25 protein-coding genes are annotated in these 24150 nt (G+C 67.8%); 14 read left to right on the top strand and 11 right to left on the bottom strand.

The genetic code is table 11. From position 1 onward, the window contains the following. Positions 1 to 11: 11 nt before the first annotated feature. The 6 genes from IM777_RS10330 to IM777_RS10305 all read left to right on the top strand — a co-directional run bounded on the left by IM777_RS10330 (position 12) and on the right by IM777_RS10305 (position 5926). Positions 12 to 1406, top strand: a complete 1395-nt coding sequence (locus IM777_RS10330; RefSeq protein ID WP_194383277.1) for a dipeptidase — start codon at positions 12 to 14, stop codon at positions 1404 to 1406. Positions 1407 to 1487: 81 nt separating this feature from the next. Beyond that, the gene (erpA, locus tag IM777_RS10325; RefSeq protein ID WP_194383276.1) at positions 1488 to 1853 is read left to right on the top strand and encodes an iron-sulfur cluster insertion protein ErpA; all 366 of its coding nucleotides are present in this window, start codon (positions 1488 to 1490) and stop codon (positions 1851 to 1853) included. Between the two features lie 160 nt (positions 1854 to 2013). Further along, on the top strand, positions 2014 to 2907 hold the full coding sequence (ctaC, locus tag IM777_RS10320) for an aa3-type cytochrome oxidase subunit II (protein WP_194383275.1): 894 nt from the start codon (positions 2014 to 2016) through the stop codon (positions 2905 to 2907). Positions 2908 to 2909: 2 nt separating this feature from the next. After that, complete coding sequence (ctaD, locus tag IM777_RS10315; protein WP_194383274.1) at positions 2910 to 4664, top strand: aa3-type cytochrome oxidase subunit I; 1755 nt, start codon at positions 2910 to 2912, stop codon at positions 4662 to 4664. Beyond that, a complete protein-coding gene (locus IM777_RS10310) occupies positions 4665 to 5099 on the top strand; it encodes a cytochrome c oxidase subunit 4 (protein ID WP_194383273.1) in 435 nt (144 codons plus the stop codon). Between the two features lie 2 nt (positions 5100 to 5101). Then, the gene (locus IM777_RS10305; RefSeq protein WP_194383272.1) at positions 5102 to 5926 is read left to right on the top strand and encodes a PP2C family protein-serine/threonine phosphatase; all 825 of its coding nucleotides are present in this window, start codon (positions 5102 to 5104) and stop codon (positions 5924 to 5926) included. Positions 5927 to 5934: 8 nt separating this feature from the next. Here IM777_RS10305 and IM777_RS10300 read toward each other — a convergent pair whose 3' ends face one another. The 5 genes from IM777_RS10300 to ctaE form a co-directional block, all read right to left on the bottom strand. Next, positions 5935 to 6345 carry a rhodanese-like domain-containing protein gene (locus tag IM777_RS10300; protein ID WP_194383271.1) on the bottom strand — a complete coding sequence of 137 codons (411 nt, stop codon included), beginning with the start codon at positions 6343 to 6345 and terminating at the stop codon, positions 5935 to 5937. A 72-nt stretch (positions 6346 to 6417) separates the two neighbouring features. Continuing rightward, positions 6418 to 8187, bottom strand: coding sequence for a cytochrome bc1 complex cytochrome b subunit (qcrB, locus tag IM777_RS10295; protein WP_194383270.1), 1770 nt, complete (start codon positions 8185 to 8187; stop codon positions 6418 to 6420). 47 nt (positions 8188 to 8234) lie between these two features. After that, positions 8235 to 9314: a cytochrome bc1 complex Rieske iron-sulfur subunit gene (gene qcrA / locus IM777_RS10290; protein WP_194383269.1), complete on the bottom strand. Its 1080-nt coding sequence runs from the start codon at positions 9312 to 9314 to the stop codon at positions 8235 to 8237. A gap of 37 nt (positions 9315 to 9351) precedes the next feature. After that, positions 9352 to 10152, bottom strand: coding sequence for a cytochrome bc1 complex diheme cytochrome c subunit (gene qcrC / locus IM777_RS10285; RefSeq protein ID WP_071043646.1), 801 nt, complete (start codon positions 10150 to 10152; stop codon positions 9352 to 9354). A gap of 19 nt (positions 10153 to 10171) precedes the next feature. Beyond that, entirely contained in the window at positions 10172 to 10813 is a 642-nt protein-coding gene (gene ctaE, locus IM777_RS10280; protein ID WP_071043645.1) for an aa3-type cytochrome oxidase subunit III, read from the bottom strand. Positions 10814 to 10991: 178 nt separating this feature from the next. On the opposite strand from ctaE, the gene trpD reads away from it, so the two are divergent. The 3 genes from trpD to IM777_RS10265 are packed head-to-tail and all read left to right on the top strand — an operon-like array spanning position 10992 to position 14373. Beyond that, positions 10992 to 12053, top strand: a complete 1062-nt coding sequence (trpD, locus tag IM777_RS10275; protein WP_194383268.1) for an anthranilate phosphoribosyltransferase — start codon at positions 10992 to 10994, stop codon at positions 12051 to 12053. An 8-nt stretch (positions 12054 to 12061) separates the two neighbouring features. Beyond that, positions 12062 to 13051, top strand: a complete 990-nt coding sequence (locus IM777_RS10270) for a PHP domain-containing protein (RefSeq protein WP_194383267.1) — start codon at positions 12062 to 12064, stop codon at positions 13049 to 13051. Between the two features lie 50 nt (positions 13052 to 13101). After that, a complete protein-coding gene (locus IM777_RS10265) occupies positions 13102 to 14373 on the top strand; it encodes an MFS transporter (RefSeq protein ID WP_194383266.1) in 1272 nt (423 codons plus the stop codon). Positions 14374 to 14381: 8 nt separating this feature from the next. On the opposite strand, the gene IM777_RS10260 is transcribed toward IM777_RS10265, so the two are convergent. Continuing rightward, positions 14382 to 15308: a 5'-3' exonuclease gene (locus IM777_RS10260; protein ID WP_194383265.1), complete on the bottom strand. Its 927-nt coding sequence runs from the start codon at positions 15306 to 15308 to the stop codon at positions 14382 to 14384. A 66-nt stretch (positions 15309 to 15374) separates the two neighbouring features. On the opposite strand from IM777_RS10260, the gene IM777_RS10255 reads away from it, so the two are divergent. Continuing rightward, positions 15375 to 15740 carry a hypothetical protein gene (locus IM777_RS10255; RefSeq protein WP_194383264.1) on the top strand — a complete coding sequence of 122 codons (366 nt, stop codon included), beginning with the start codon at positions 15375 to 15377 and terminating at the stop codon, positions 15738 to 15740. Positions 15741 to 15773: 33 nt separating this feature from the next. Here the strand turns inward: IM777_RS10255 and IM777_RS10250 are convergent, their stop codons facing one another. The 4 genes from IM777_RS10250 to IM777_RS10235 all read right to left on the bottom strand — a co-directional run bounded on the left by IM777_RS10250 (position 15774) and on the right by IM777_RS10235 (position 18918). After that, complete coding sequence (locus IM777_RS10250; protein ID WP_075807083.1) at positions 15774 to 15941, bottom strand: methionine/alanine import family NSS transporter small subunit; 168 nt, start codon at positions 15939 to 15941, stop codon at positions 15774 to 15776. Next, entirely contained in the window at positions 15938 to 17524 is a 1587-nt protein-coding gene (locus IM777_RS10245; protein WP_194383263.1) for a sodium-dependent transporter, read from the bottom strand. The genes IM777_RS10250 and IM777_RS10245 overlap by 4 nt, the downstream gene beginning before the upstream one ends. A gap of 111 nt (positions 17525 to 17635) precedes the next feature. Then, complete coding sequence (locus tag IM777_RS10240) at positions 17636 to 18163, bottom strand: hypothetical protein (RefSeq protein ID WP_194383262.1); 528 nt, start codon at positions 18161 to 18163, stop codon at positions 17636 to 17638. A gap of 227 nt (positions 18164 to 18390) precedes the next feature. After that, positions 18391 to 18918 (bottom strand): hypothetical protein, encoded by a 528-nt coding sequence (locus tag IM777_RS10235; protein WP_194383261.1) that lies wholly within the window; start codon positions 18916 to 18918, stop codon positions 18391 to 18393. Between the two features lie 183 nt (positions 18919 to 19101). On the opposite strand from IM777_RS10235, the gene IM777_RS10230 reads away from it, so the two are divergent. Genes IM777_RS10230 through IM777_RS10215 form a run of 4 tightly spaced genes read left to right on the top strand, consistent with a single transcriptional unit; the run spans position 19102 to position 23397 of the window. After that, entirely contained in the window at positions 19102 to 20022 is a 921-nt protein-coding gene (locus IM777_RS10230) for a hypothetical protein (RefSeq protein ID WP_228480753.1), read from the top strand. A 20-nt stretch (positions 20023 to 20042) separates the two neighbouring features. Further along, positions 20043 to 21287, top strand: coding sequence for an acylneuraminate cytidylyltransferase (locus IM777_RS10225; protein WP_194385512.1), 1245 nt, complete (start codon positions 20043 to 20045; stop codon positions 21285 to 21287). Beyond that, positions 21284 to 22156, top strand: a complete 873-nt coding sequence (locus tag IM777_RS10220) for an N-acetylneuraminate synthase family protein (protein ID WP_194383260.1) — start codon at positions 21284 to 21286, stop codon at positions 22154 to 22156. Before IM777_RS10225 ends, IM777_RS10220 begins: the two co-directional genes overlap by 4 nt. After that, positions 22153 to 23397 carry a DUF6716 putative glycosyltransferase gene (locus IM777_RS10215; protein ID WP_194383259.1) on the top strand — a complete coding sequence of 415 codons (1245 nt, stop codon included), beginning with the start codon at positions 22153 to 22155 and terminating at the stop codon, positions 23395 to 23397. Before IM777_RS10220 ends, IM777_RS10215 begins: the two co-directional genes overlap by 4 nt. Here IM777_RS10215 and IM777_RS10210 read toward each other — a convergent pair. Further along, a complete protein-coding gene (locus tag IM777_RS10210) occupies positions 23394 to 24092 on the bottom strand; it encodes an LON peptidase substrate-binding domain-containing protein (protein ID WP_228480752.1) in 699 nt (232 codons plus the stop codon). The genes IM777_RS10215 and IM777_RS10210 overlap by 4 nt on opposite strands. Positions 24093 to 24150: the final 58 nt, after the last annotated feature.

Raw genomic sequence — 24150 nt, 5'->3', positions numbered from 1 at the left:
AGATTACCCGCATGGCTTCTGAGCAGACTCTCGACGATGCGGTCACCGCCGCGGCCGCGGCCGGCATCCCCTCCGCGCTGGCCGATCTGGGCGCCCTGGTGCGCATTCCGTCCATCGCCTTCCCCGGGTTCGACGAGGCACAAGTTGGGCGAACCGCCGCGGCGGTGGCCGAACTCGCCGAGAAGACCGGGGTGTTCGACGAGGTCTCGATCCGGAGGGCGGCGATACCCGGGACGGATGAGGTCGGCAAGCCCGCGGTGCTGGCGCGCCGGCACCCTCGCAACGGCCGACCCACGATCCTGCTGTACGCGCATCACGACGTGCAGCCGGTCGGCGACGAGTCGCTCTGGGACACGCCGCCTTTCGAGCCGACCGTGCGGGACGGGCGTCTCTACGGCCGCGGCGCTGCCGACGACAAGGCCGGCATCATGGCTCACATCGGCGCGATCCGCGCCCTCGTCGACGCTGTGGGTCCGGACTTCGATCTCGGGCTGTCGCTGTTCATCGAGGGCGAGGAGGAAGCGGGGTCGCGCTCGTTCGCGCAGTTCCTCTCCGACAACGCCGATGATCTGCGAGCCGACGTGATCGTCGTCGCCGACTCCACGAACTGGGACGCGACGACGCCCGCCCTGACCGTGACGCTGCGCGGCAACGCACGCTTCACGCTGACCGTGCGCACCCTCGAGCACGCGTCGCACTCGGGGATGTACGGCGGGGCGGTGCCCGACGCGATGATGGCCGCCGTGACGCTCCTGTCGTCCTTGTGGGATGCCGACGGCGCCGTCGCCGTCGATGGGCTCCTCACCCGTGACGGCGAGACTCCCGACTATCCGGAAGACACCCTGCGCGCGGAAGCCGGACTGCCCGACGGCGTGCAGCCGATCGGAACCGGATCGATCCTGAGCCGGTTGTGGAACAAGCCGTCCCTGACGGTCACCGGGATCGACGCCCCGTCGGTGCGCAACGCCTCCAACACCCTCAGCCCCGAGGTCGCCGTGGTCGTGAGCGCCCGGATCGCCCCCGGGCAGCCGGCGGCCGAGGCATACGCGGCGATCGAAAGCCACCTTCGCGCACATGCGCCCTGGGGTGCACACCTCGAATTCTCCGACGTCGACCTCGGGGACGGGTTTCTCGTCGACACCGACGGGTGGGCGGTCGCCGAGGCACGCGAGGCTCTCGCGGCCGGGTACGGTGTCGCGCCGGTGGATCTCGGCGTGGGCGGCTCCATCCCGTTCATCTCCGACCTCGTCCGAGCGTTCCCGGAGGCGCAGATCCTCGTCACGGGGGTGGAAGACCCCCATGCCCGTGCCCACAGCCCCAACGAGTCGCTCCACCTGGACACCTTCCGCCACGCGCTGACCGCGGAGGCGCTCCTGCTGGCGCGACTGGACCGACGCGGCGCGTGAGCCCGCCCTCGCTGCGGCGGACGGCGCGTAGAATCGACCCATCGTCCCCGCGCCGCGCGCGGCCCATCCCGAAGGAGCGTCATGACCGACACCGCCCTGACGACCGATCAGATCGCCCGTGAGCACGGCGTCTCGTTGACGGACGCCGCCGCACAGAAGGTGAAGAACCTCCTGGAGCAGGAGGGTCGCGACGACCTCCGCCTGCGTGTGGCTGTGCAGCCCGGCGGGTGCAGCGGCCTGATCTACCAGCTCTACTTCGACGAACGGTTCCTCGACGGCGACAAGGCCATCGACTTCGCCGGCGTCGAGGTCATCGTCGATGACATGAGCGTGCCCTACCTCGACGGCGCCACGATCGACTTCAAGGACACGATCTCGGAGCAGGGGTTCACGATCGACAACCCCAACGCCGCGGGCAGCTGCGCATGCGGTGACAGCTTCCACTGATCACTCCGGAAATCCGACAGGCCCGGCGGTTCGACAGAACCCCCCGGGCCCGATCCGCGTTCCCCACGCCGCGGGGGCTCACCTGTGTGGTTGGCCTGAAGAGCGTGGGAGCTTGCTCTAGACTGGCTGGAGCAACACCCGCGACCCGGAAAGGTGCACCGTGCACTCGAAACGCCGTCTCCGCTGGGCCGTTCTTCCCATCGGGATCGCAACGGCCGCAGTCCTCGCCGGATGCACACCGACGGAGCTGAACGGGTTCCTCCCCGGCTTCACGGAGGACGGCGTTCCGACGACGGACAAGACCGAGATGGTCTCGGGTCTGTGGGTCAACTCCTGGATCGTGCTGCTCGCGGTCGGCGTGGTCACCTGGGGCCTGATGCTGTGGGCGATGATCGCCTACCGTCGTCGCAAGGGCCAGACGGGTCTGCCTGTCCAGCTGCGCTACAACATGCCGATCGAGATCTTCTACACGGTCGTGCCGCTGATCCTCGTGGTCGGCTTCTTCGCCTTCACGGCGCGTGACCAGGCCATCCTCGAGACCCGTTACGAAGATCCCGACGTCTCGATCACCGCGATCGGCAAGCAGTGGGCGTGGGACTTCCAGTACAACGGCGAAGAGGAAGACGGCTCCGATGCCGTCTGGAGCATGGGCATCCAGGCCCAGCCCGACGAGCAGGGGAACATCGACGAGAGCCAGCTGCCGACGCTCTATCTCCCGGTCAACCAGACGGTCGAGATCAAGCTCAACTCGCGCGACGTCATCCACTCCTTCTGGATCATCGACTTCCTCTACAAGAAGGACATGTACATCGGCAAGGACAACTACTGGTCCTTCACGCCGACGCGCGAGGGCGAGTACGCCGGAAAGTGCGCCGAGCTCTGCGGTGAGTACCACTCGATGATGCTGTTCAACGTCAAGGTCGTCAGCGAAGCCGAGTACGACAGCTATCTCGCCTCTCTCGAGGCTGCTGGCAACACCGGCAACATCAACGAGGCGTACGACCGCCTCCAGAATTTGCCCGGCACGGGCGACAGCTCCGAGGGAGACGAGTGATCATGGCCACGACTCTGCCGCAGGAGACGACGCGACCGAAGACCGTGCCGCCGCGTCAGGCCGCCCTCATGAGCTCGACCCGCGTCGAGCAGAAGGGCAACATCGTCGTCAAGTGGATCACCTCCACCGACCACAAGACGATCGGCTACATGTACCTGATCGCCTCCGTGCTGTTCTTCATGCTCGGTGGCGTCATGGCGCTCATCATCCGCGCTGAGCTGTTCCAGCCCGGCATGCAGATCGTGCCCACGAAGGAGCAGTACAACCAGCTGTTCACCATGCACGGCACGATCATGCTCCTCATGTTCGCGACGCCGCTGTTCGCGGGCTTCGCGAACGCGATCCTGCCGTTGCAGCTGGGTGCCCCCGACGTCGCATTCCCGCGACTGAACGCCTTCGCGTTCTGGCTGTTCCTCTTCGGCTCGACCATCGCCGTCGCCGGCTTCCTCACGCCGCAGGGCGCGGCGGCATTCGGATGGTTCGCGTACCAGCCGCTCGCCAACGCCAGCTTCTCGCCCGGCGTCGGCGGGAACCTCTGGATGCTGGGCCTCGGCATGAGCGGTTTCGGCACGATCCTCGGCGCCGTGAACTTCATCACGACCATCCTGACGATGCGTGCTCCGGGTATGACCATGTGGCGCATGCCGATCTTCACGTGGAACACGCTCATCACCAGCATCCTCGTGCTGATGGCCTTCCCCGTGCTGGCCGCGGCGATCCTCGCCGCCGCCGCGGACCGTGTGCTCGGCGCCCACATCTACGATCCGCAGAACGGCGGTGTGCTGCTGTGGCAGCACCTGTTCTGGTTCTTCGGTCACCCCGAGGTGTACATCATCGCGCTGCCGTTCTTCGGCATCGTGTCGGAGATCTTCCCGGTGTTCAGCCGCAAGCCGATCTTCGGATACAAGACGCTGGTCTACGCGACGATCGCCATCGCGGCGCTCTCCGTGGCCGTCTGGGCACACCACATGTACGTCACCGGCAGCGTTCTCCTCCCGTTCTTCGCGTTGATGACCATGCTCATCGCCGTTCCCACGGGTGTGAAGATCTTCAACTGGATCGGCACGCTCTGGCGCGGCTCGGTGACGTTCGAGACACCGATGGTCTTCGCGCTCGGCTTCTTGATCTCGTTCGTCTTCGGCGGCCTGACCGGTGTCATCCTCGCCTCGCCGCCCCTGGACTTCCAGCTCTCCGACTCCTACTTCGTGGTGGCGCACTTCCACTACGTCGTCTTCGGCACCGTGGTGTTCGCGATGTTCGCGGGCTTCTACTTCTGGTGGCCGAAGTGGACCGGGCGCATGCTCAACGAGCGACTCGGCTACGTCCACTTCTGGCTGCTGTTCATCGGCTTCCACATGACCTTCCTCATCCAGCACTGGCTCGGTGTCGACGGCATGGTCCGCCGTTACGCGGACTACTCGGCGGCCGACGGCTGGACATGGCAGAACCAGGTGTCGACGGTCGGCTCCATCGTTCTCGGCGCGTCGATGATCCCGTTCCTGTTCAACGTGTGGCTCACCTCGCGTAAGGCCCCGAAGGTGACGGTGAACGACCCCTGGGGCTACGGTGGCTCGCTGGAGTGGGCGACGTCGTGCCCGCCGCCGCGCCACAACTTCACGTCGATCCCGCGCATTCGCAGCGAGCGTCCGGCGTTCGACCTGAACCACCCCGAGGCCGGTCTCCCGGTCGGTGTCGGCCCGGCGAAGGATGCCCCGCAGACGCCCGTCGTCGACGTCGCCCAGGGAGAGGTCAAGTAAGTGCGTACCAATGTCGGTCTCTGGTGGATCCTCACCGCCTTCTCCTTCCTGATCGGCGTCGTCTACACGGCGTGGAACATCATCGGCCACCCCGATGTGCCGTGGTACACGGCCATCGAATGGGTCGGCACGGTGGCGCTCTTCTTCGCCGGTCTCATGGGCGTGATGATCGCGTTCTACGTGGATCGCCTTCACAAGGCACAGGGTGGCGAACTGCCCGAAGATGTGCTGACCGCCGACATCGACGACGGTGATCCCGAGCTCGGCGAGTTCAGCCCGTGGTCCTGGTGGCCCATCGTTCTCGCCTTCTCGGCGTCGATCGCGTTCATCGGTCTCGCCGTCGGCTCGTGGATGGTGCCGATCGGTTTCGCGATCTTCCTCGTTGCGATCGTCGGCTGGGTCTACGAGTACTACCGCGGATACTTCGCACGCTGAGCGTGGCTCATCGCCTTCTCGCGGCTGCCGCATCCGACGTCGGCTCCTACCGGGACGTCAATCAGGATGCGGCTTTCGCGTCGAGCTGGGGTGCGGCCGTAGCCGACGGAGTTGGCGGCGGGCCGTCCGGCGATCTCGCCTCCGCCGCGCTGGTGCACCGGTTGGTCGCAGGTCGTGTCACGACCTGGACGGCCCAGGCGTTGCGTGAACGCATCCTCGAGGCGAACTGGGACCTTCGCGCCCACACCGAGCGCGATCCATCGCTGCGCGGCATGGCGACGACCTTCACGGGCGTCTTCCTCGCCGGTGCCGAGCACCTGCTGATCGCGCACTCCGGCGACTCGCGAGCGTATCGGGTGCGCGACGGGCGATTCGAACGCCAGACCCGCGACGACTCGTACGTGCAGGTGCTCGTCGACCGAGGCATCATCGCCCCCGAGGACGCCGCGACGCACCCCCGCCGCAACATCATCACGGCCTCCCTGGGCGGCGGTGAGGCCGACGTGGTCTCGGTGGCGGAGACGGAGCTGGGCGAAGGGGATCGATGGCTGCTGTGCAGCGACGGTCTGACGGACTACGTTCCCGAAGACGATGTGGCCCGCGTCATGGTGGACCGCGCAGCCACACCGCGGGAGGCCGCCGACGAGCTCGTGAGGCTCGCGCTCGAGGCGGGCACGCTGGACAACGTCACGGCGGTCGTCTGCGATGTGCTGATCTCCGACGAGAGTGAAGACCTGGAGCGCGTGCAGTTCGCCGGCGCAGCGGCAGGCAGATTCGCCGAGGGGCTCGAAGACGACGAGATGTGGGAGATCGAGCAGACCGGGTGAGGACGGGGTCAGGCGCGCACGACCATGACCTGGGGATCGAACACCCGCGGGAGCTCACCGTCGTCGTTCACGGTGGGTTGTCCTTCGCGCACCCAGTATTCGTATCCGCCGATCATCTCCTTGACGTCGTAGCCGAGCCGCGCGAACGCGGCAGCGCCCTTCGCGCCGCCATTGCAGCCCGGTGACCAGCAGTAGACGACGACGGGTGTCCCCGCGGCGATGAGGTCGGTCGCCGCCGTCGCGATGCGCTGGTGGGGGAGATGGATGGCGCCGCGGATGCGACCTTGTCGCCACGCCTCGTCGCTCCGCACGTCGACGAGCACGAACTCATCGCCGGCGTGCTGTGCGGCATAGACGTCGCTCGCATCCGTCTCATGTGCGAGCTTGTTCTCGAAATAGGTCAGGGCGTCGGAGGTCATGGATCAACGCTAACGACGCGATGGCCGCCTCCCCAGCGGGGAGACGGCCACCGAACGTCGATATCCTGCCGACTACTTCTTGTCGTCCTCGTCCGGGATGATCACGTTCGACGGACGGTTCGCCGTTTCGGGGTGATGGCCGTCGTCGATCGGCACGTGAGGTGCGTCGGGGACGCCCGCGCGCTCGTGAGCGCCCTGGATCTCGGCATCCTCCTCGGTGGCGATGTGCTCCAGAGCGTGGTGCTGGTGCGCGGTCGCCGCGTCGAGTTCGGTCTGGGTGAGGGGCGCGAGTCGGTCCTCGAAGAACCACCGCGACAGGGCGGCGCGCAGGTTCGCGTGCCAAGGGATGCTGCCCTTGTCGTTGGGCCGCACCACAAGGGGCTCGTAGGTCTCGGCATCGATCAGGCGCCACCGCTCGAACTCGTCGACGGGCTGGTGGACCTCGATGTACTCGCCACCCGGGAGGCGGACGATTCGACCGGACTCGTAGCCGTGCAGCACGATCTCGCGGTCCTTCTTCTGCAGCGCGATGCAGATGCGCTTGGTGACGAAGTAGGCGATGATCGGCCCGAAGATGAGCATGGCCTGGAGGCTGTGGATGACACCCTCCATCGTGACCTTGAAGTGCGTCGCGATGATGTCCGATGAAGCCGCGGCCCAGAGAGCGGCGTAGAACACGACGCCGGCGGCGCCGATCGCCGTGCGGGTCGCCGCGTTGCGCGGACGCTGCGCGATGTGGTGCTCGCGCTTGTCACCGGTGATCCACGCCTCGATGAAGGGGTAGATGAGCACGAGCACGATGAACAGTCCCAGCACCGCGAGCGGCACGAGGATGTTGAACGACCACGTGCGGTCGAGGAAGACGAACTCCCAGTGCGGCGGCACAAGACGCAGGGCGCCGTCGGCGAAGCCGATGTACCAGTCGGGCTGGGTGCCGGCCGAGACCGGTGAGGGATCGTAGGGACCGTAGTTCCAGATCGGGTTGATCGTGAACAGCGAGGCGATCAGAACGATCACGCCGAACACGATGAAGAAGAAGCCGCCCATCTTGGACATGTAGACCGGCACCATCGGGAATCCCACGACGTTGCTGTTCGTGCGGCCGGGGCCGGCGAACTGCGTGTGCTTGTTGATGATCATCAACATGAGGTGGAGGGCCAGCAGTGCGACCAGGATCGCCGGGAGCAACAGGATGTGCAGGGTGTAGAGGCGACCCACGATCTGGGTGCCCGGGAACTCGCCCCCGAAGAGCAGGAACGAGGTCCAGGTTCCGATCAGCGGAATGCCCTTGATCATGCCGTCGATGATGCGAAGGCCGTTGCCCGAGAGCAGGTCGTCGGGGAGGGAGTAGCCGGTGAAGCCTTCCGCCATGGCGAGGATGAAGAGGATGAAGCCGATCACCCAGTTCAGCTCGCGCGGCTTGCGGAACGCTCCCGTGAAGAACACGCGCAGCATGTGCACGCCGATGCCGGCGACGAAGACGAGGGCTGCCCAGTGGTGGATCTGACGAACGAGCAGGCCGCCGCGGATGTCGAAGGAGATCCGGAGCGCGGAGTCCATGGCGGCAGACATCTCGACGCCGCGCATCGGGATGTAGGCGCCGGTGTAGTGGGTCTCGACCATCGACGCCTGGAAGAAGAACGTCAGGAAGACACCCGAGAGCAGGACGACGACGAAGCTCCAGAGCGCGATCTCGCCGAGCATGAACGACCAGTGGTCGGGGAAGATCTTGCGACCGAGCTCCTTGGTGATCCCGGAGATGCTCGTGCGCTCGTCCAGATAGTTCGACGCGGCGCCGACGAATCGACCGCCGAGAGGCTTGTCACGGGTGGACGCCGACATCGGGAGCGCGGGCTCCTGAGTGACGTTCTCCGTGGGGTGCGAGGTACTCAATGGCGCTCCCAGAAGCTCGGGCCGACGGGTTCTTCGAAGTCACTCCGCGCGATGAGGTATCCCTCGTCGTCCACCGTGATCGGCAGCTGGGGGAGCGGGCGGGCGGCCGGACCGAAGATCACCTTGGCGCCGTCCGCGACGTCGAACTGAGACTGATGGCACGGGCAGAGCAGGTGATGCGTCTGCTGCTCGTACAAGGCGACCGGGCAGCCCACGTGGGTGCAGACCTTCGAGTAGGCGATGATGCCGTCGTAGGACCAGTCGGCACGCTCAGGGGTCTCGATGAGGTCTTCCGGAGGCATGCGCATGAGGAGGACGATCGCCTTCGCCTTCTCCTCGAGGTAGCCCTCCTCGTGGCTGAGTTCGGCCAGCTCGGCCGGGATCACGTGCACGGCCGAGCCGAGCGTGACGTCTGCGGCGCGGATCGGCGTTCCCTCGGGGTCGTGAGCCAGACGCGACCCTTCCTTCCACATGGTGTGGCTGAGGAGGTAGACCGGGTCACCCGCGTGAGGGTTCTCGGGAGAGCTCTCCGGGGCGAGACCTCGGAACAGGGTGATGCCAGGAACGACCGAAGCGGCCAGGGCGGCGATCAGCGAGTTGCGGATCATGGCGCGACGACCGAAACCGGACTCTTCGTTGGCGGCTTCGAAGACCGCCACCGCGCCCTCGCGGGTGGCGTCCCGGCCGCGCGTGGCGTGCCGCGGCTCGATGAATTCCTTGTCGGGCATCACGGCCTTGGACCAGTGGATCGCGCCGATTCCGATCGCGAGCAGCGCGAGCGCGATGCCGAGACCCACGAACAGGTTGTTGTTGCGGATGTCGACGATCGATCCGCTCTCGATCGGGAACAGCATGTAGGCCGCGACGGCCCAGATGCTGCCGGCCACCGAGAGGTAGAAGAGCGTGTAGACCGTGCGGACGGCGCGCTTCATCGCGGCCGGGTCCTTGTCGGTCATCCGCTCGCGGTGCGGCGGAAGATCGGGTGTGCGCACCGGGTCGCTCACCGCGACGGCGAGCCCGGGGGAGGGCTTCCACGAAGCCCTCTCGTGCTCGAGCGCGTCGTGCTCGTTTGCCATGGTGCTCCTCGTAGGTGCTTGCAGTGTCAGGGGTGGGTCAGTTGGATTTCGCCGTGATCCAGACGGTGATGGCGATCAATGACCCGATGCCGAAGATCCAGATGAACAGGCCTTCGGAGACCGGTCCGAGCGATCCGAGCTTGAAGCCGCCCGGGGACTCGTTCTCCTGGATGAACAGCAGCGACGAGATGATGTCGCGCTTGTCCTCGAGACTGAGGGTCATGTCGTTGAACACCGGCATGTTCTGCGGGCCGGTGACCATCGCCGCGTACATGTGGAGGGCGCTGGTCTCGGTGAGCTCGGGCGCGTACTTGCCCTCGGTGAGCGCGCCTCCGGCAGCCGCCACGTTGTGGCACATCGCGCAGTTGATCCGGAAGAGCTCGGCGCCGCGCGCGATGTCGCCTTCTCCGTCGAGGATCTCGGGAGAGGGGAACTCGGGGCCGGGCGACGTGCTCTGCACGTATGCCGCCATCGCCTGGATCTGCTCCTCGGTGAACTGCACCGGCTTCTGCGGCGCCTGCGGGCCCTGCATCTGCAGCGGCATGCGCCCGGTCGCGACCTGGAATTCCACGGAGAGCTCGCCGACGCCGTAGAGCGACGGGCCGCTCTCGGTGCCCTGCAGGTCGAGTCCGTGACAGGTTGCGCAGTTCGCCTGGAACAGCTTCTTGCCGTCTTCGACCGTCAGGGCCGAGGCCGACGTCTCGTCGGTCGTGGAAGCCATAGCGGCGGAGGCGCCGGCATAGGCACCGCCGGTGAGCAGCAGTCCGACGCCGATGAGGGCGGCGGCCGCCCACGGACTGCGGCGGCCCTGGGAGCGGCGCGGTTTCGTGCGTGCCATGTGGGGGATCAGCTCCGCTCTATTTCAGGAAGTAGATGACGGCGAACAGGGCGATCCAGACGACGTCGACGAAGTGCCAGTAGTACGAGACCACGATCGCCGAGGTCATCTCCTTGCGGCCGAAGTTCTTGACCGCGTAGGCGCGACCGATCACGAGGAGGAAGGCTACGAGTCCACCGGTGACGTGAAGCGCGTGGAATCCGGTCGTCAGATAGAAGGCCGAGGCGTATGCATTGGCCGTGATCGGCATGCCTTCATACACGAGCTGCGCATACTCCCACACCTGTCCCGAGACGAAGATCGCGCCGAGAGCGAAGGTCAGCCAGAACCACGGCACCATGCCCCACCGGCGGCGGCCGCCGCCCGTGGAGGTGTACGGCTGGAAGCGCTCGGCGGCGAACACGCCCATCTGGCAGGTGACCGAGGAGAGCACGAGGATGACGGTGTTGGCGAACGCGTAGGGCACGTTCAGCAGCTGGGTCTCCTCAGCCCACAGATCGGGGGAGGTGCTCCGCAGGGTGAAGTAGATCGCGAACAGTCCCGCGAAGAACATCACCTCGCTGCCGAGCCACACGATGGTTCCGACGGCGACCGGGTCCGGGCGCTTGACAGAACGCATCGCCTGGGCATAGGTCGCTGGCGTGGTCGTCACGTCCACCATTATTGCCGATTCCGGAGCGGGTTTTCCCCATCTGGACACCCTTGTCGCGCGCGATGAGAAGTAAGGGCGCCCTAAGAAGTGACGGTAAATCACCGATCAGGACGCTGTGGGCGGGCTGACAGCGGGCCGGGCGCGGGCCGTGAATCCGCACAAGTCGGCCGACGGTAGGCTCGGTGGCATGTCGGAGTCGTCTTCGTGGCCCGGAATCCTCACCTCACTCCTGGATGGGCGCGACCTCAGCGTGTCGGAATCGACGTGGGCGATGCGACGCATCATGGCGGGGGAGGCGACGCCGGGTCAGATCGGCGCTTTCCTCATCGCGCTCCGCGCGAAGGGGGAGACGATCGACGAGGTCGTCGGATTCCGTGACGCCATCCTCGAGGCTGCGGTGCCGCTGCCGGTGAGTGCCGAGGTGCTCGACATCGTCGGCACCGGCGGCGACCGCTTCGGAACCGTGAACGTGTCGACGATGGCATCCGTCGTGGCCGCCGCCACCGGCATCCCCGTCGTCAAGCACGGCAACCGCGCCGCGAGTTCGGCCTCCGGATCCTCGGATGTGCTGGGGGCGCTCGGCGTGGAGCTGACCCTGGATCCTGCCGCGGTCACCGAGACGCTGGAGCGGGCCGGCATCACGTTCGTCTTCGCGTCTGCCTTCCACCCCGGATTCCGTCACGCCGGTGCCGTGCGCAAGGAACTCGGCGTGCCGACGGTGTTCAATTTCCTCGGGCCGCTGTCCAACCCCGCGAGGGCCGAAGCCAACGCAGTGGGCGTCGCCAGCTTGGAGCGTGTGCCGCTGATCACCGGCGTCTTCCGAAATCGCGGCGCCACGGCCCTCGTCTTCCGTGGCGACGACGGACTCGACGAACTGACCACCACCGGCCATTCCCGCCTGTGGGAAGTGAGCCGCGGAGACGTCCACGAGCACGACGTCGATCCGCGGGACCTCGGCGTTCCGCTGGCCGAGATGGCGGATCTCATCGGCGGCGACCCGACGCACAACGCCGAGGTGGTGCGCCGGGTGCTGGCGGGCGAGGCGGGACCGGTCCGCGACATCGTTCTGCTCAATGCCGCCGCGGGAATCGTCGCCTATCGCCTTTACCGCGATGCCGCGCAGGTGCAGCGGCCGATCCTCGACCGCCTCGGCGAGGCGATCGACACCGCACGAGAGGCGATCGACAGCGGGGCAGCCTCGCGGACGCTCGACGCGTGGGTCGCCGCCACGCGGGATCTCGCGGGCTGAGGGTCGGGATGAACCCGCACGACGCGTTGACGGAGATCGCGACGCTGCTCGAGCGGGAGCGTTCGTCGCGCTACCGATCCAAGGCGTTTCGCACGGCGGCGGATGCGATCGCGGGGCTGAGTGATGCGGAGCTTGCGGATACGGCGGCGCTCCGTCGCCGCAAGGGGATCGGCGAATCCTCCCTCACCGTCATCGCTCAGGCGCTGGCGGGAGAGATCCCCGAGCGGCTCGCGGCGCTCCGCGCGAGTGCCGGGGTCGAGCAGTCGTCTGAGATGCGACGGCTGCTGCGGGGAGACCTGCACAGTCACAGCGACTGGTCGGACGGACTCACCCCGATCGACCTCATGGTCGACGCCGCACGCTCTCTGGGCCACGAGTACCTCGCCCTGACCGATCATTCGCCGCGGCTTCGCGTGGCGAACGGGCTGACGGCGGATCGCCTGCGGGAACAGATGGTGCTCGTACGGGGCTTCCATGGCGACGGATTCACCCTGCTGACGGGGATCGAGGTGGACATCCTCGAAGACGGGGCGCTGGATCAGGATTCCGAGCTCCTGGATGAGCTCGACGTCGTCGTCGCGTCGGCGCACTCGAAACTGCGCATGGATCGCGGGCCGATGACGCGCCGTCTGGTGGCGGCGGTGTCGGATGCTCGGGTGGATGTGCTCGGGCACGTGACGGGAAGGCTCGTCGAAGGGAGCCGCGGGACCCGTCCGCCGTCGCAGTTCGACCCCCGTGCAGTGTTCGAGGCCTGCGCGGAGCACGGAACGGCCGTCGAGATCAACAGCCGCCCGGAGCGTCAGGATCCTCCCGACGAACTCATCACGCTCGCGCTGGAGGTCGGCTGCCTCTTCGCCATCGATTCGGATGCGCACGCTCCCGGACAGCTCTCCCTCTTGGACCACGGCGCGGCACGCGCTGAGCGGCTGGGGGTGCCGCCCGAGCGCATCATCACCACCTGGTCCCTCGATCGCCTGCGTGACTGGACTGCGGCGTGAACGGCGCGCGCATGGTCGGAGGCCTCCGGGCGCATCCGTAGACTCGACAGGTGAGAAGCCGTTCGGAGCCCGTCGTTCGCGGCGCGTTCCCCTGGCTGGTCGTCGCGGGTATCCTCGTGGCCGCTCTCAGCTTTCGCGGACACATCGTCGCGCCGACGCCCGTGCTCCGCGACATCGAGGTGGACCTCGGCATCCCCTCCGCGCAGGCAGGGCTCCTGACGACGGCGCCGGTGCTGATGTTCGCGCTCCTCACGCCGCTGGCGGCCATCGTCATCCGTCGCGCGGGGGCGGAGCTCGCCCTTCTGCTCTCGCTCGTGGGAGTGCTGGTGGGGACGGTCATCCGCACGCTTCCGGGGTTCGGGTGGCTCTTGGCGGGAATGGTGGTCATCGGCGCGTCGGTGACGATCGGGAACGTCGTGACCCCTGTCGTCATCCGTCGCGACGTTCCGGGCGAGAGGGTCGGTGTGGTCACGGCGGCCTACACGGCAACGCTGAACGTCGGATCCCTCCTGACGACGCTGCTGACCGCGCCCGTCGCCGAAGCGATCGGATGGCCGCTGGCGCTGTTCGGCTGGTCGGTTCTCACGGTCGCGGGCATCGCTGTCTGGAGCGTGCATCTCGCCCGGGAACGCCGCGCCGGCGGCTTGGTTGCGCACCCTGCTCGGACACGCCCGGACGGGCCGTCGTCGCGCGGATGGGATCCCGCCGGCCTGACCGGACCCACGCCGGTCGTCACCTCGCGGCGCGGACGCTCCTACCTCGCGCGTCCGGTGGTGTGGCTTCTCGTCGCCGCATTCGCCTCGCAGGCCTTCTTGTACTACGGCTACAGCACGTGGCTGCCTGCCATGACCGCCGACCTGCTCGGGGTCGGCGCTTCGTCCGCCGGTGCGATGGCCTCGGTGTTCCAAGGTGTGGGTATCGCCGGTGCGCTGGTGATCCCGGTTCTGACGCGGTTCACGCCGCGCCTCGTGCCCGCCGCGGTGGTCTGCGCGTCGTGGATCATCCTCGCCGTCGGAGTGCTTCTCGCGCCGGAGCTGCTCTGGGTGTGGCTGAGCATCGGGGCGATGGGACACGCGGGAGGCTTCGTCGTCGTCTTCAGCACGCTCGTCGCGGTGGCACGCACCGACGCCGAGGCGACGGGGATCTCCGCTCTCGTGCAGGGTGGCGGGTATGCCCTCGGTGCGACGGCGGCGCCGATCCTCGGCGGCGTGCACGATGCGACGGGATCGTGGAGCGCCACCCTCTGGGTGACGCTGGCGCTGTCGGTCGCCTACGCGGTGCTGCTCATGAGCGCCGTGATCACCGCACAGCGCTCGCGCTGACTCGCGACTCAGGCTCGCGCGGTCAGCGCTTCGGCTGCACGCGCCATCGACGAACCGAGCGACCACCGCTCCGCGACGGCGGCGGTGCGGGAGAGGAGATCGTCGGGAAGCGGCAGCAGTGCGCCGTCGACATCGGGGAGATCGAGCGTGCGCACGACCTCGACGACGCGGGGTGCGACCGCCAGGTAGTCGGATGCGGCGAGAACCTTGGTGCGCTGGGCCGGGGTCATGCCCGTGCTCGCTTGGGCCGCCGCGGTGATGCCGGCGATGTCACCGTGCGCCGCGAGCAGTGTCGCGGCCGTCTTCTCTCCCACGCCGGCGACGCCGGGGAGGCCGTCGGACGAATCGCCCCGCAGCGTCGCGTAGTCGGCGTAGTGCGACGCACGTACGCCGTACTTGCCGACGATGAACGCGTCGTCGACGAGATCCAGATTGCTCATTCCTCGCGCGGTGTAGATCACCCGGATCCCGCGCTCGTCGTCGACGAGCTGGAACAGGTCGCGGTCGCCGGTGACGATGTCCACCGGCATCGTCGCACGCGTGGCGAGGGTGCCGATGACATCGTCGGCTTCGTGCGCGGGCGCGCCCACGATCGGGATGCCGAGGGCGTCCAGCGCCTCGCGGATCACCGGAATCTGCTGCTCGAGCGGATCGGGGACCTCTTCGACATCGGGGCCGTCCGCGACGATCTCGACGACGCGGTGCGCTTTGTACGAGGGGATGAGATCCACGCGCCACTGCGGACGCCAGTCGTCGTCCCAACAGGCGACGAGGTGGGAGGGCTCGTATGCCGACACCAGACGCGCGATCATGTCGAGGAACCCGTGTGCGGCGTTCACCGCGCGCCCGTCCGGCGCCTTCACCGTGTCCGGAACGCCGTAGAACGCGCGGAAGTAGAGCGACGCGGAATCCAGAAGCATGAGGCGTTCGGTCACGCACTCATCCTGTCACGGCGCCTGTCCGTGCACCGGGCGGTCTTCTGCCAGGGTGGGATCATGCGAATGAACACGTGGGTTCCCGCGCTCGCCATCGTCGCCGCCGCTGTCGCGATCAGCGGATGCTCGTCTTCGGACGGCGATGTGATCGCGCCCGTCACGATGGAGGTCGACGATCTGCAGAACGCCACCGTCGACCTCGTCGTCGGCCAGGTGCTGAACATCGACACCGGGGACGTGCCGGTCGACAGTTACGCCGGAGACATCGCCGACACCTCGATCGCTGAGTTCACGCCGGGCCGAGTGGAGGACGACGCGACCTTCAACCCAGGGGTCACCGGACTCTCCGCGGGGAGCACCGAGGTCCTGATGTCGAACGTCGACAACGGTGACGAGGCAATCACGTTCACGGTCGTCGTCGGCGACGGCTGATCGCTGCTCGACCCGCCGCCCGTCGGCGACGACTCACGTGTCGTGTTCGATGATCCCGAGATCCTCGCGATGATCGTCGATCCCGCCCTCGGGGTAGGTCGTCCGTTCCGGGCGGGCGCGCAGGAACAGCGAACTGCCGAGGAGTCCTCCCCACACGATCACGATCGCGAGGACGAGGAAGGTGATGGCGAGCGGAGTCATCGGCGTGCCTCCTTGCGATTGTCGACGGACGCCGGCGGATACGGCGGCCACGCGCGGTAGTCATCGGGGGAGTGCCGCCAGGGCACGAGTGTGCCGATCACGGCGCCGAGAACGAGCACGGCCACCGTGCCCCATCCGAAGATCCCCAGGTACCAGAACGGATACGTGTCGTACCCCTCGGTCAGGAGCGTGATGATGCGGGCGACGAGCATGTAGCCGAGCACGAGAGGGGCCAGCACCCCGACGAGGCCGATCCAGATGCGTCCGACCGGGAAGGTCGACACCGCGTTGAGGTGGTAGCGCAGTTCGGGTCCGCGGCGCAGCACCCAGATGACGAGGATGGTCATGAGCACGGCCGACGCGACGATACCGACGTTGTTGGCCCACATGTCGGTCACATCGAGGGCGAGCAGACCCGTCGTGGTGGAGAAGAACAGCACCGAGAGCACCGCCGAGACGACTCCGATGCCCACGGCCGCCGCGCGTCGTGAGATCGACAGCTTCTCTTGCACGGCGGCGATGACCACCTGCAGCACCGAGACGAGGGAGGTGAAGCCGGCCATCGCGAGCGAACCGAAGAACAGGGCACCGAAGATCGGGCCGCCGGGCATCTCCGAGACGATGGCCGGGAAGGTCACGAAGGACAGTCCGACGCCGGCGATGCCGTCGAGCTCCGACACATCGACGCCCTGTCGGAAGGCGAGGAAACCGAGCGTGGCGAACACGCCGATGCCGGCGAGGATCTCGAAGGACGAGTTGGCGAACGCGACGACGAGACCCGGACTGGTGAGATTCGACCGACGCTTGCGGTAGGAGGCGTAGGTGATCATGATGCCGAACGCGATCGACAGGGAGAAGAAGATCTGACTGTAGGCGGCGATCCAGACGTCGGGATCGGCGAGCGCCTGCCAGTTCGGCGTGAAGAGGGCATTCAGGCCATCGGCCGCGCCCTCGAGGAAGAGAGCGCGCACCACGAGCACGAGGAACGCGACCACCAGAAGCGGTAGGAAGACGACGTTCACCCGCTGGAGGCCCTTCGCGACGCCGGCTGCGAGCACCACGATCGCGGTGATCCAGACGAGGGCGAGCGGGATGAGAACGCCGGGAACGAAGTCGAAGCTGATGCCGGGGTCGCCGACCCGCAGGTACTCGCCGAACAGGAACCCGGCCGGGTCGTCTCCCCATCGCAGGTCGAAGGAGAAGACGAAGAAGCTGAGCGCCCAGGCGATGACGGCGGTGTAGTACAAGCCGATCACGAAGGCGATCGTGACTTGAAACCACCCGAGAGACTCGATCCAGCGCCCTGCGCGCCCGCCGAGTCGGCGGAACGCCGTCGGCGCGGCGCCTCGGAAGCGATGGCCGATCGCGTAGTCGAGGAACAGGATGGGGATGCCCGCGGTGATGAGGGCGACGAGATACGGGATGAGGAACGCGCCTCCGCCGTTCTCGTAGGCCACACCGGGGAAGCGCCAGATGTTGCCGAGACCGACGGCGGAGCCGATGGCCGAAAGGATGAAACCGACCTGGCCGGTCCACTGCTCTCGTGGTCTCGCGGGCCCGGCGGCGGGGGTGGTGGCGCTCACAGACGAGCTCCCTTCGTGATCCTCATGGCGGCGATCTGAGGACGCCGACGCTATCAGCGCCCGCCTCGCCGCAGAAGGCCGGTGACAGAATGCGTCGTCACGGTGTAGGAATCAGCAGCCGGGTCCACCCGGCGATTCGGCGCAGGAGCGCTCCACGAGCGCGGTGCGGGCTTCGAGAACCTCGATGGGATGCGAGCCGCTGTCAGCGCGGACGTTGCCGGTGACCGGGCGCCAGCCGTATCCCCAGTCGACGGATGCCTCGTAGACGACGGTCGCCGTGACGGTGTGCCATCCGGGTTGGCGGTAGGTGTGGCCCGTCTCCGTGGGGGCGAATTGCGTCGCACCCTGCGCGCTCCACGTCTCGCCGCCCGTCGCCGACGTCGCCGTCGATCCGTCGCCGTAGTCGAACTCGAAGCCGACCGGAACGAAGCGCACGGCCACGTCGAACCCGAGCAGCTCGCCGTTCAGCGTCTGCGCCGAAGCGGCGGCGTACACGTTCGTGGGAAGCCCGACGACGGCGAAACCCGACGGCTCGTTGTCGAGTGAGGGACCTGCGGGGCGGAAGGACACGAGATCTTCGGCAGACACCGTCGGATACACGAACACGTCATAGTTCTCCCGACCGCAGAAGCCGGGCATGCACTCCGGGATCTCCTCGGTGGACTCTTCGGGAGCCGGAGCAACGTACCCGCCGCCCCCGCCACCGCCATCGGACGCCCCTCCACCCGACGACCCACCCAGCGACGCACCGACATCAACCTGTTCGCCATTGGGATTGCAATAGACCCAGGTGTTCGAGCCGTCACAACCAGTCGACGTGTGGGATACGCCAGCGAGGGCACTTGCGAGTAATGCGACAAGTAGACCTAGTCGCATATCTCACTCGCTTCAGTCTCACTCGACGCGATCAGCAAGTTCTCTGAGGACGTGCCTTCCAGAATCACGCTGAGGGAGTACTCATCAGGGCGGTTCGTGGGTACCACGGAATTGCCGGATGAGTCACGCACGTCGACTGCAGACACGTTCGAGCAGACCTGAATTTCAATGATGTCTGCGCTCCAGCTGCTCCCACGGATCTCACTTATCGTCGTCGCTCCACTTACTTCCCAGCCGTCTGCATGCATGCGAGTGAGTGTGGTCTTCTCGTTGGCAAGCGAGTCGCCTGTTGTGAGGGCGAAGACGGGCTCAAAGGTCTCCGGATCGCTCAGGTCGACCTCGTTGAGGGCGTCGACGTAGGCGCGATAGGTCGCCTCGGCGGCCTCGAAGGCCTCCGCTTCGGAGGCGAATCCCGTCGGTGTGGGCGTCGGCTCGGAAGACGGAGCGCAGCCGACGAGGGCACCGACGACGGCGAACGCGGCGAGCGTCGATGCGAGGGTCCGGGCGAGATGGCTCATCACTGCACAAACGTAACGGCGGTCCCGAGGCGTCGCGCGCGGTTGTCCACAGCCCGCGTCGCCGATCGTTCACCGGCGCGCCATGTGGAGGACACGGCGCTCATGCGCGTCGTTCAACCTCGGGGCTCACCGTGTTGAGACAGGCGCGGGGCACTCCGCGTCCCCTTGATGCGCGGAGGTCGGGTGGCTCGCGAGCTGGCACCGTTGGCGTGGGTGGAATCCCCGCTGCAACTGATCGGCGCGGCGGAATGGGCTCACGCCGAGGGGGAGTCGATCGCTCTCGCGGGCCGCCTGACGGCCCAGATGCCCGAGACGGCCGACGAGCTGCTCGCGCGCGGGGCGCGTTTCGTCGATCCCCAGCCCTACCTCGGCATCCCGTGGGGACTGCTCGCACGTCACCGGCACTGGCTCGTCGGCGACGGATACTCAGGCCAGTTCCGGCTTGCGGCGACGGTGCTGCGGCCGCGCCGTGTGACGTTCCTCGACGACGGAGCCAACACCGTCGCCTATGCCGATACGCTCACCGGGCGTCGTCCTTATCGCCGCCCGGGTCATGACGAGCGAGGACTGACCACGCGTATCGGCCCGCTCGCGCATGTGCACGTCGTCTCGCGGGCGCTCGCCGGAGAGGTCGACTTCTTCACGGCGTTCGATCTCGGCTACGAGCGTCGCGACGCCCTCGCCGAGATCGGCGTGCCGGTGCACCGGCACGACTTCGCGTTCACCCGCGAGACCGCCCGGCCACACCTTTTCCGCACGTCGAGGGTGGTGCTCGGCAGTGCGCGACCCGACGACGGTCTGCTCGATCGCGACGTCTACCTCGACTGGGTTGCGCACGAGTCGTCGATCGCGCCGGTGACCTACCTGCCGCATCGCCGCGAGTCAGCCGAGCAGCTCGCCGACGTCGCCGGACTTCCCGACCTCTTCGTCGAACGCCTCGACCTTCCGATCGAGCTCGTGCTCGCGGGTGCGGTCGAACGACTGGACGTGCTCACGCTCGCCTCGTCGACCACAACGACCCTTCCGCTCGTGCTGCGGGGGTCAGCGGCGGTGCTGCGTCCGCGCGAGCCCGGAGCGCGTCATCGTCGCCGGGCCGTGCGGTGAGCCGCATCGCCGCGTCGCGGATGGGGGAGGTGCGTCCGCTCGTCGTCGCCGTCATCCCTGCACGCGGAGGTTCGAAGGGAGTGCCGGGCAAGAACCTGCGCCGCGTCGGGGGAGTGCCGCTCGTGGCGCGTGCGGTCGCCGCCGCGAAGGCGGCACCCGCCATCGACCTGGTCGTCGTCTCGACCGATGACCCCGCCATCGCTGCGGTCGCGCGCGAGTGGGGCGCGGCGGTCATCGACCGGCCCGCCGAGCTCTCCGGCGACACCGCCACGAGTGAGAGCGCGCTGCTCCACGCCCTCGACGTGCTCGCGGCGGAGGGAACGCCCGTCGGAACCCTCGCGTTCCTGCAGGCGACCTCTCCTTTCATCGACTCCGCCGCTCTCGACTCCGCTGTGTCCGACGTCGTCGCCGGGCTCGCCGACAGCGTGTTCTCGGCTGTCGAGACCTACGGGTTCCTCTGGCGGCGGGATGCGTCGGGTGCCGCTTCCGGTATCAACCACGATGCCGCCGTCCGTCCGCGTCGCCAGGACCGCGAGCCCCACTACCTCGAGACCGGCGCGTTCTACGTGCTCGATGTCGACGGTTTCCGTGCCGCCGAGCACCGCTTCTTCGGTGTCACGCGCGCCGCCGAGGTGCCGGAGAGCACCGCGATCGAGATCGACACGGCACAGGAGCTCCAGGTCGCGAGGGCGATGGCGGCATCTGGTCTGCCCTCGACCGTTCCCACGACGCTCGACGGTCCGATCGACGTGGATGCGGTCGTGACCGATTTCGACGGCGTCCACACCGACGACAGCGCATACGTCGACGCGCAGGGCACCGAACTGGTTCGCGTCAGCCGCTCCGACGGGATGGGAGTGTCGTTGCTGCGCAGAGCCGGCGTGCCTGTCGTCATCCTGTCGACCGAACGCAACCCCGTCGTCACGGCTCGTGCGCGCAAGCTCGGCGTCGACGTCGAACAGGGTCTCGACGACAAGGCGAGCGCTCTCGTGGCGTGGGCTGCCGAGCGCGGCATCCCGCTTCACCGCGTCGCCTACGTCGGAAACGACGTCAACGATCTCGTCTGCCTCGAACTCGTCGGGTGGCCGATCGCCGTACCGGATTCGCACCCCCTCGTCCTCGCGGCCGCGCGCATCGTGCTGCAGTCCTCCGGCGGCGCGGGCGCCGTGCGCGAAGTCGCCGAACGGGTGCTCGCGGCGCGCGGCGCCTCGTCGGAGTCCATCCTCGCCTCGTCCGAGGCAGAACCACCAAGGAGCAAGCCATGACCGTCACGATCGGGAAGAACGTCATCGGGGGCGGTCGGCCCACCTACGTGATCGCGGAGATCGGCCTCAATCACAACGGCGACGTCGAGATCGCCAAACAGCTGATCGACGTGGCCGCCGACGCCGGCGCGAATGCGGTCAAGTTCCAGAAGCGCACCCCGGAGATCTCGACGCCCGAGCACATGCGGGATGTGCGCCGGGAGACGCCGTGGGGCACCATGACGTACTTCGAGTACCGCAAGCGGATCGAGTTCGGGCGTGACGAGTACGTGGCGGTCGCCGACCACGCACTGCTCCGGGGCGTCGATTGGTTCGCATCCCCGTGGGATGTGCCGAGCGTGGAGTTCCTCGAAGACCTGCACGTTCCGGCGCACAAGGTGGCGTCGGCATCGCTGACCGACACCGAGCTTCTCGTCGCGCTGCGTGAGACGGGCAAGCCGATCATCCTGTCGACGGGCATGTCGACGTCGGAGCAGATCGACCAGGCGGTCGAGGTGCTCGGGACGGGCAATCTCGTGCTCCTGCACGCGACCTCCACCTACCCGATGGAGCCCGAGGAGGCCAACCTCCGGGTGATCCCCGCCCTGCGCGAGCGTTATCCCGGGGTTCCCGTGGGCTACTCGGGTCACGAGCGCGGGCTGCAGATCTCCCTCGCGGCCGTCGCACTCGGCGCGACGGCGGTCGAGCGCCACATCACGCTCGACCGCACCATGTGGGGTTCCGACCACGCGGCATCGCTCGAGCCGACCGGCCTGAACCATCTCGTCCGCGACATCCGCATCATCGAGACCGCCCTCGGCGACGGCGTGAAGCGGGTGTTCGACGGCGAGCGCGCGCCGATGGCGAAGCTGCGTCGCGTTCCGGCGTGAGAGCCGATCCGCTTCGCGTCGTCGCCGTCGCCGACACCGACTCGTACGTGAAGTGGGCGGCCGCGCTCCTGGGATCGCGACCGGACGCCGTCGACGGTCGGCTGCTCGTTCTCGACACGCCGCTCGTGGTCAGTGAGGCGCAGCAGCGCTCGGCCCTCGCCGGGAGCGGACTGACCGACGTGTGGCGTGTCTCGTTCGACGACCTTCCGGCACGGCTGGCCGAACTGGACCCCGACGTGGTCCTGCTCGCCGCGCGCGGGCCGCTCGTGCGGGTCTTGGCGCGTGTCGTGCGAACATGTGTGCCGTCGTCCGTCATCGCGACCGGTCTGCCGGGGATCTCGGTGCCCGCCACGCGGAAGGCTCTCGTCTACCGCGCATCCTGTGACGTGTTCGTGCTGCACTCCCATCGTGAGGTGCGTGAATTCACCGCTCTGGCGACCGAGAAAGGGTTTGTCCAGCGCTTCGCTCTCGCCCGCCTGCCCTTCGCGCGCGCAGCCGAGCCGGGAACGGCCACGGCGGGCGGGCAGGACCTCGTCTTCGCGGCGCAGGCGATCGTGCCCCGCGAGCGGGATGCGCGTCGCCGCGTCGCCGCTCTGCTGATCCGAGCAGCCCAAGCCGACCCGAGTCGGCGCGTCGTGCTCAAACTCCGGGGGACGAAGGGGGAGAGCCAGACCCACCGCGAGTTCGATGAGTATCCCGACCTCATCCGGTCGATGGGAGGCGCGCCGCCGAACCTCGTCGTCTCGACGGAGCCCATGAGCACGGCGCTGGCTACCGCCGCCGGGCTCGTCACGATCAGCTCGACCGCCGCCATCGAGGCCGTCGCCCACGGCACCCCGGTGATCGCGCTCGATGTCTTCGGCGTCGCTCCCGAACTCATCAATACGGTGTTCGAGGGAAGCGGACTCTTGGCAGGCGAGACGGCGGTCATCGCGCGCGCGTTCCGGATGCCGGTCGACGGCTGGCTCGAAGACAACTACTTCCACCCGGCGGCAGAGGACACCTGGGTGGGGCAGCTCGCGGAACTCGCGGGGGCGCGCCGTTCGGGTGCCTTTGCGCACCGCCCCCAGCCGCGCCCGCGGGGCGGTGCCATCCGAGATGCGTGGGAGCGGAAGAGCGTGCTCGGGGCGTTGGATCGGTCGGTGTCGGGCACGGTCGCGTGCATCATCGGTGTTCCGGCTCGTGCTGTCGTGCGCATCGTCCAGCGCGTTCGACGGATGCGGCGCCTGCCGGAGTCCTAGCGGTCGCCGTCCGCGGGTCCGGGGGACTCCTCGTCTCCCTCAACGTCATCGAGAAGCCGGTCGAGTTCGGCTCCGAAGGCCCCATCCGGCGTTCCCGCCGTCAAGACGGGTTCCGCCTCGTCGCAGCGGGCGATGAGGTCGGCGAGCAACTGGTCGAGCGACGAGGCCTGAAGCAGGGCGAGGTGGTCGAGGGTGCTGAGCGGGGCGATGCCCGCGAGCTGCCAGCACGCGTGCTCGGGATCGTCGGCGAGCTCGATGTCGGCATCCCAGGGCAGCTCTGCGAACTGCGCCGACATCGACAGGAGCCGGCGCACCGTCTGCTCCGCGCGCTCGCGCAGCGGAAGGAGGTCGTCACGCCACGGCGGCATCGGCAGCTCCCGGACGATCGCGCGCGGGTACGGGTCGTCGTCGAGCCACCGCTCGACTTCGAACCGGCCGCCCCCGACGGCGACGAGCTGCAGGTCATCCTCCCGGGCCGCCACGCGCGAGACGCGCGCGAGCGTGCCGACCGAGAACCGCTGCTCGCCGCCCCCGGCCTCCGGTCCGCGCTCGATGAGGACAACCCCGAACCGCGGATCGTCGTCGTCGAGCAGGCGCCCGAGCATCACGAGGTATCTCGACTCGAAGATGCGCAACGGCAGCGGCATATACGGCATCAGCACGCTGCTGAGAGGGAACATCGCCGTCTCGCGCATGGCCCCAGTCAATCAGCATCGGACGGGTCCGTGGCGCGGTGCGTAGCGATAACCTGGC

This window comes from Microbacterium luteum (genome assembly GCF_015277875.1).
Lineage (GTDB): Bacteria > Actinomycetota > Actinomycetes > Actinomycetales > Microbacteriaceae > Microbacterium > Microbacterium luteum.
Note: the sequence above shows the minus strand (reverse complement) of the source record. Positions and strands in the feature narration are given on the sequence as shown.

What these genes read in the sequence shown, in the direction of transcription:
- IM777_RS10330 (WP_194383277.1), top strand. Translation starts at nt 12, where the DNA reads ATGGCTTCTGAGCAGACTCTCGACGATGCGGTCACCGCCGCGGCCGCG.
- erpA (WP_194383276.1), top strand. Translation starts at nt 1,488, where the DNA reads ATGACCGACACCGCCCTGACGACCGATCAGATCGCCCGTGAGCACGGC.
- ctaD (WP_194383274.1), top strand. Translation starts at nt 2,910, where the DNA reads ATGGCCACGACTCTGCCGCAGGAGACGACGCGACCGAAGACCGTGCCG.
- IM777_RS10300 (WP_194383271.1), bottom strand. Translation starts at nt 6,345, where the DNA reads ATGACCTCCGACGCCCTGACCTATTTCGAGAACAAGCTCGCACATGAG.
- qcrB (WP_194383270.1), bottom strand. Translation starts at nt 8,187, where the DNA reads ATGTCGGCGTCCACCCGTGACAAGCCTCTCGGCGGTCGATTCGTCGGC.
- qcrA (WP_194383269.1), bottom strand. Translation starts at nt 9,314, where the DNA reads ATGGCAAACGAGCACGACGCGCTCGAGCACGAGAGGGCTTCGTGGAAG.
- qcrC (WP_071043646.1), bottom strand. Translation starts at nt 10,152, where the DNA reads ATGGCACGCACGAAACCGCGCCGCTCCCAGGGCCGCCGCAGTCCGTGG.
- ctaE (WP_071043645.1), bottom strand. Translation starts at nt 10,813, where the DNA reads ATGGTGGACGTGACGACCACGCCAGCGACCTATGCCCAGGCGATGCGT.
- trpD (WP_194383268.1), top strand. Translation starts at nt 10,992, where the DNA reads ATGTCGGAGTCGTCTTCGTGGCCCGGAATCCTCACCTCACTCCTGGAT.
- IM777_RS10270 (WP_194383267.1), top strand. Translation starts at nt 12,062, where the DNA reads ATGAACCCGCACGACGCGTTGACGGAGATCGCGACGCTGCTCGAGCGG.
- IM777_RS10255 (WP_194383264.1), top strand. Translation starts at nt 15,375, where the DNA reads ATGAACACGTGGGTTCCCGCGCTCGCCATCGTCGCCGCCGCTGTCGCG.
- IM777_RS10250 (WP_075807083.1), bottom strand. Translation starts at nt 15,941, where the DNA reads ATGACTCCGCTCGCCATCACCTTCCTCGTCCTCGCGATCGTGATCGTG.
- IM777_RS10240 (WP_194383262.1), bottom strand. Translation starts at nt 18,163, where the DNA reads ATGCCCGGCTTCTGCGGTCGGGAGAACTATGACGTGTTCGTGTATCCG.
- IM777_RS10235 (WP_194383261.1), bottom strand. Translation starts at nt 18,918, where the DNA reads ATGAGCCATCTCGCCCGGACCCTCGCATCGACGCTCGCCGCGTTCGCC.
- IM777_RS10225 (WP_194385512.1), top strand. Translation starts at nt 20,043, where the DNA reads ATGGGGGAGGTGCGTCCGCTCGTCGTCGCCGTCATCCCTGCACGCGGA.
- IM777_RS10220 (WP_194383260.1), top strand. Translation starts at nt 21,284, where the DNA reads ATGACCGTCACGATCGGGAAGAACGTCATCGGGGGCGGTCGGCCCACC.
- IM777_RS10210 (WP_228480752.1), bottom strand. Translation starts at nt 24,092, where the DNA reads ATGCGCGAGACGGCGATGTTCCCTCTCAGCAGCGTGCTGATGCCGTAT.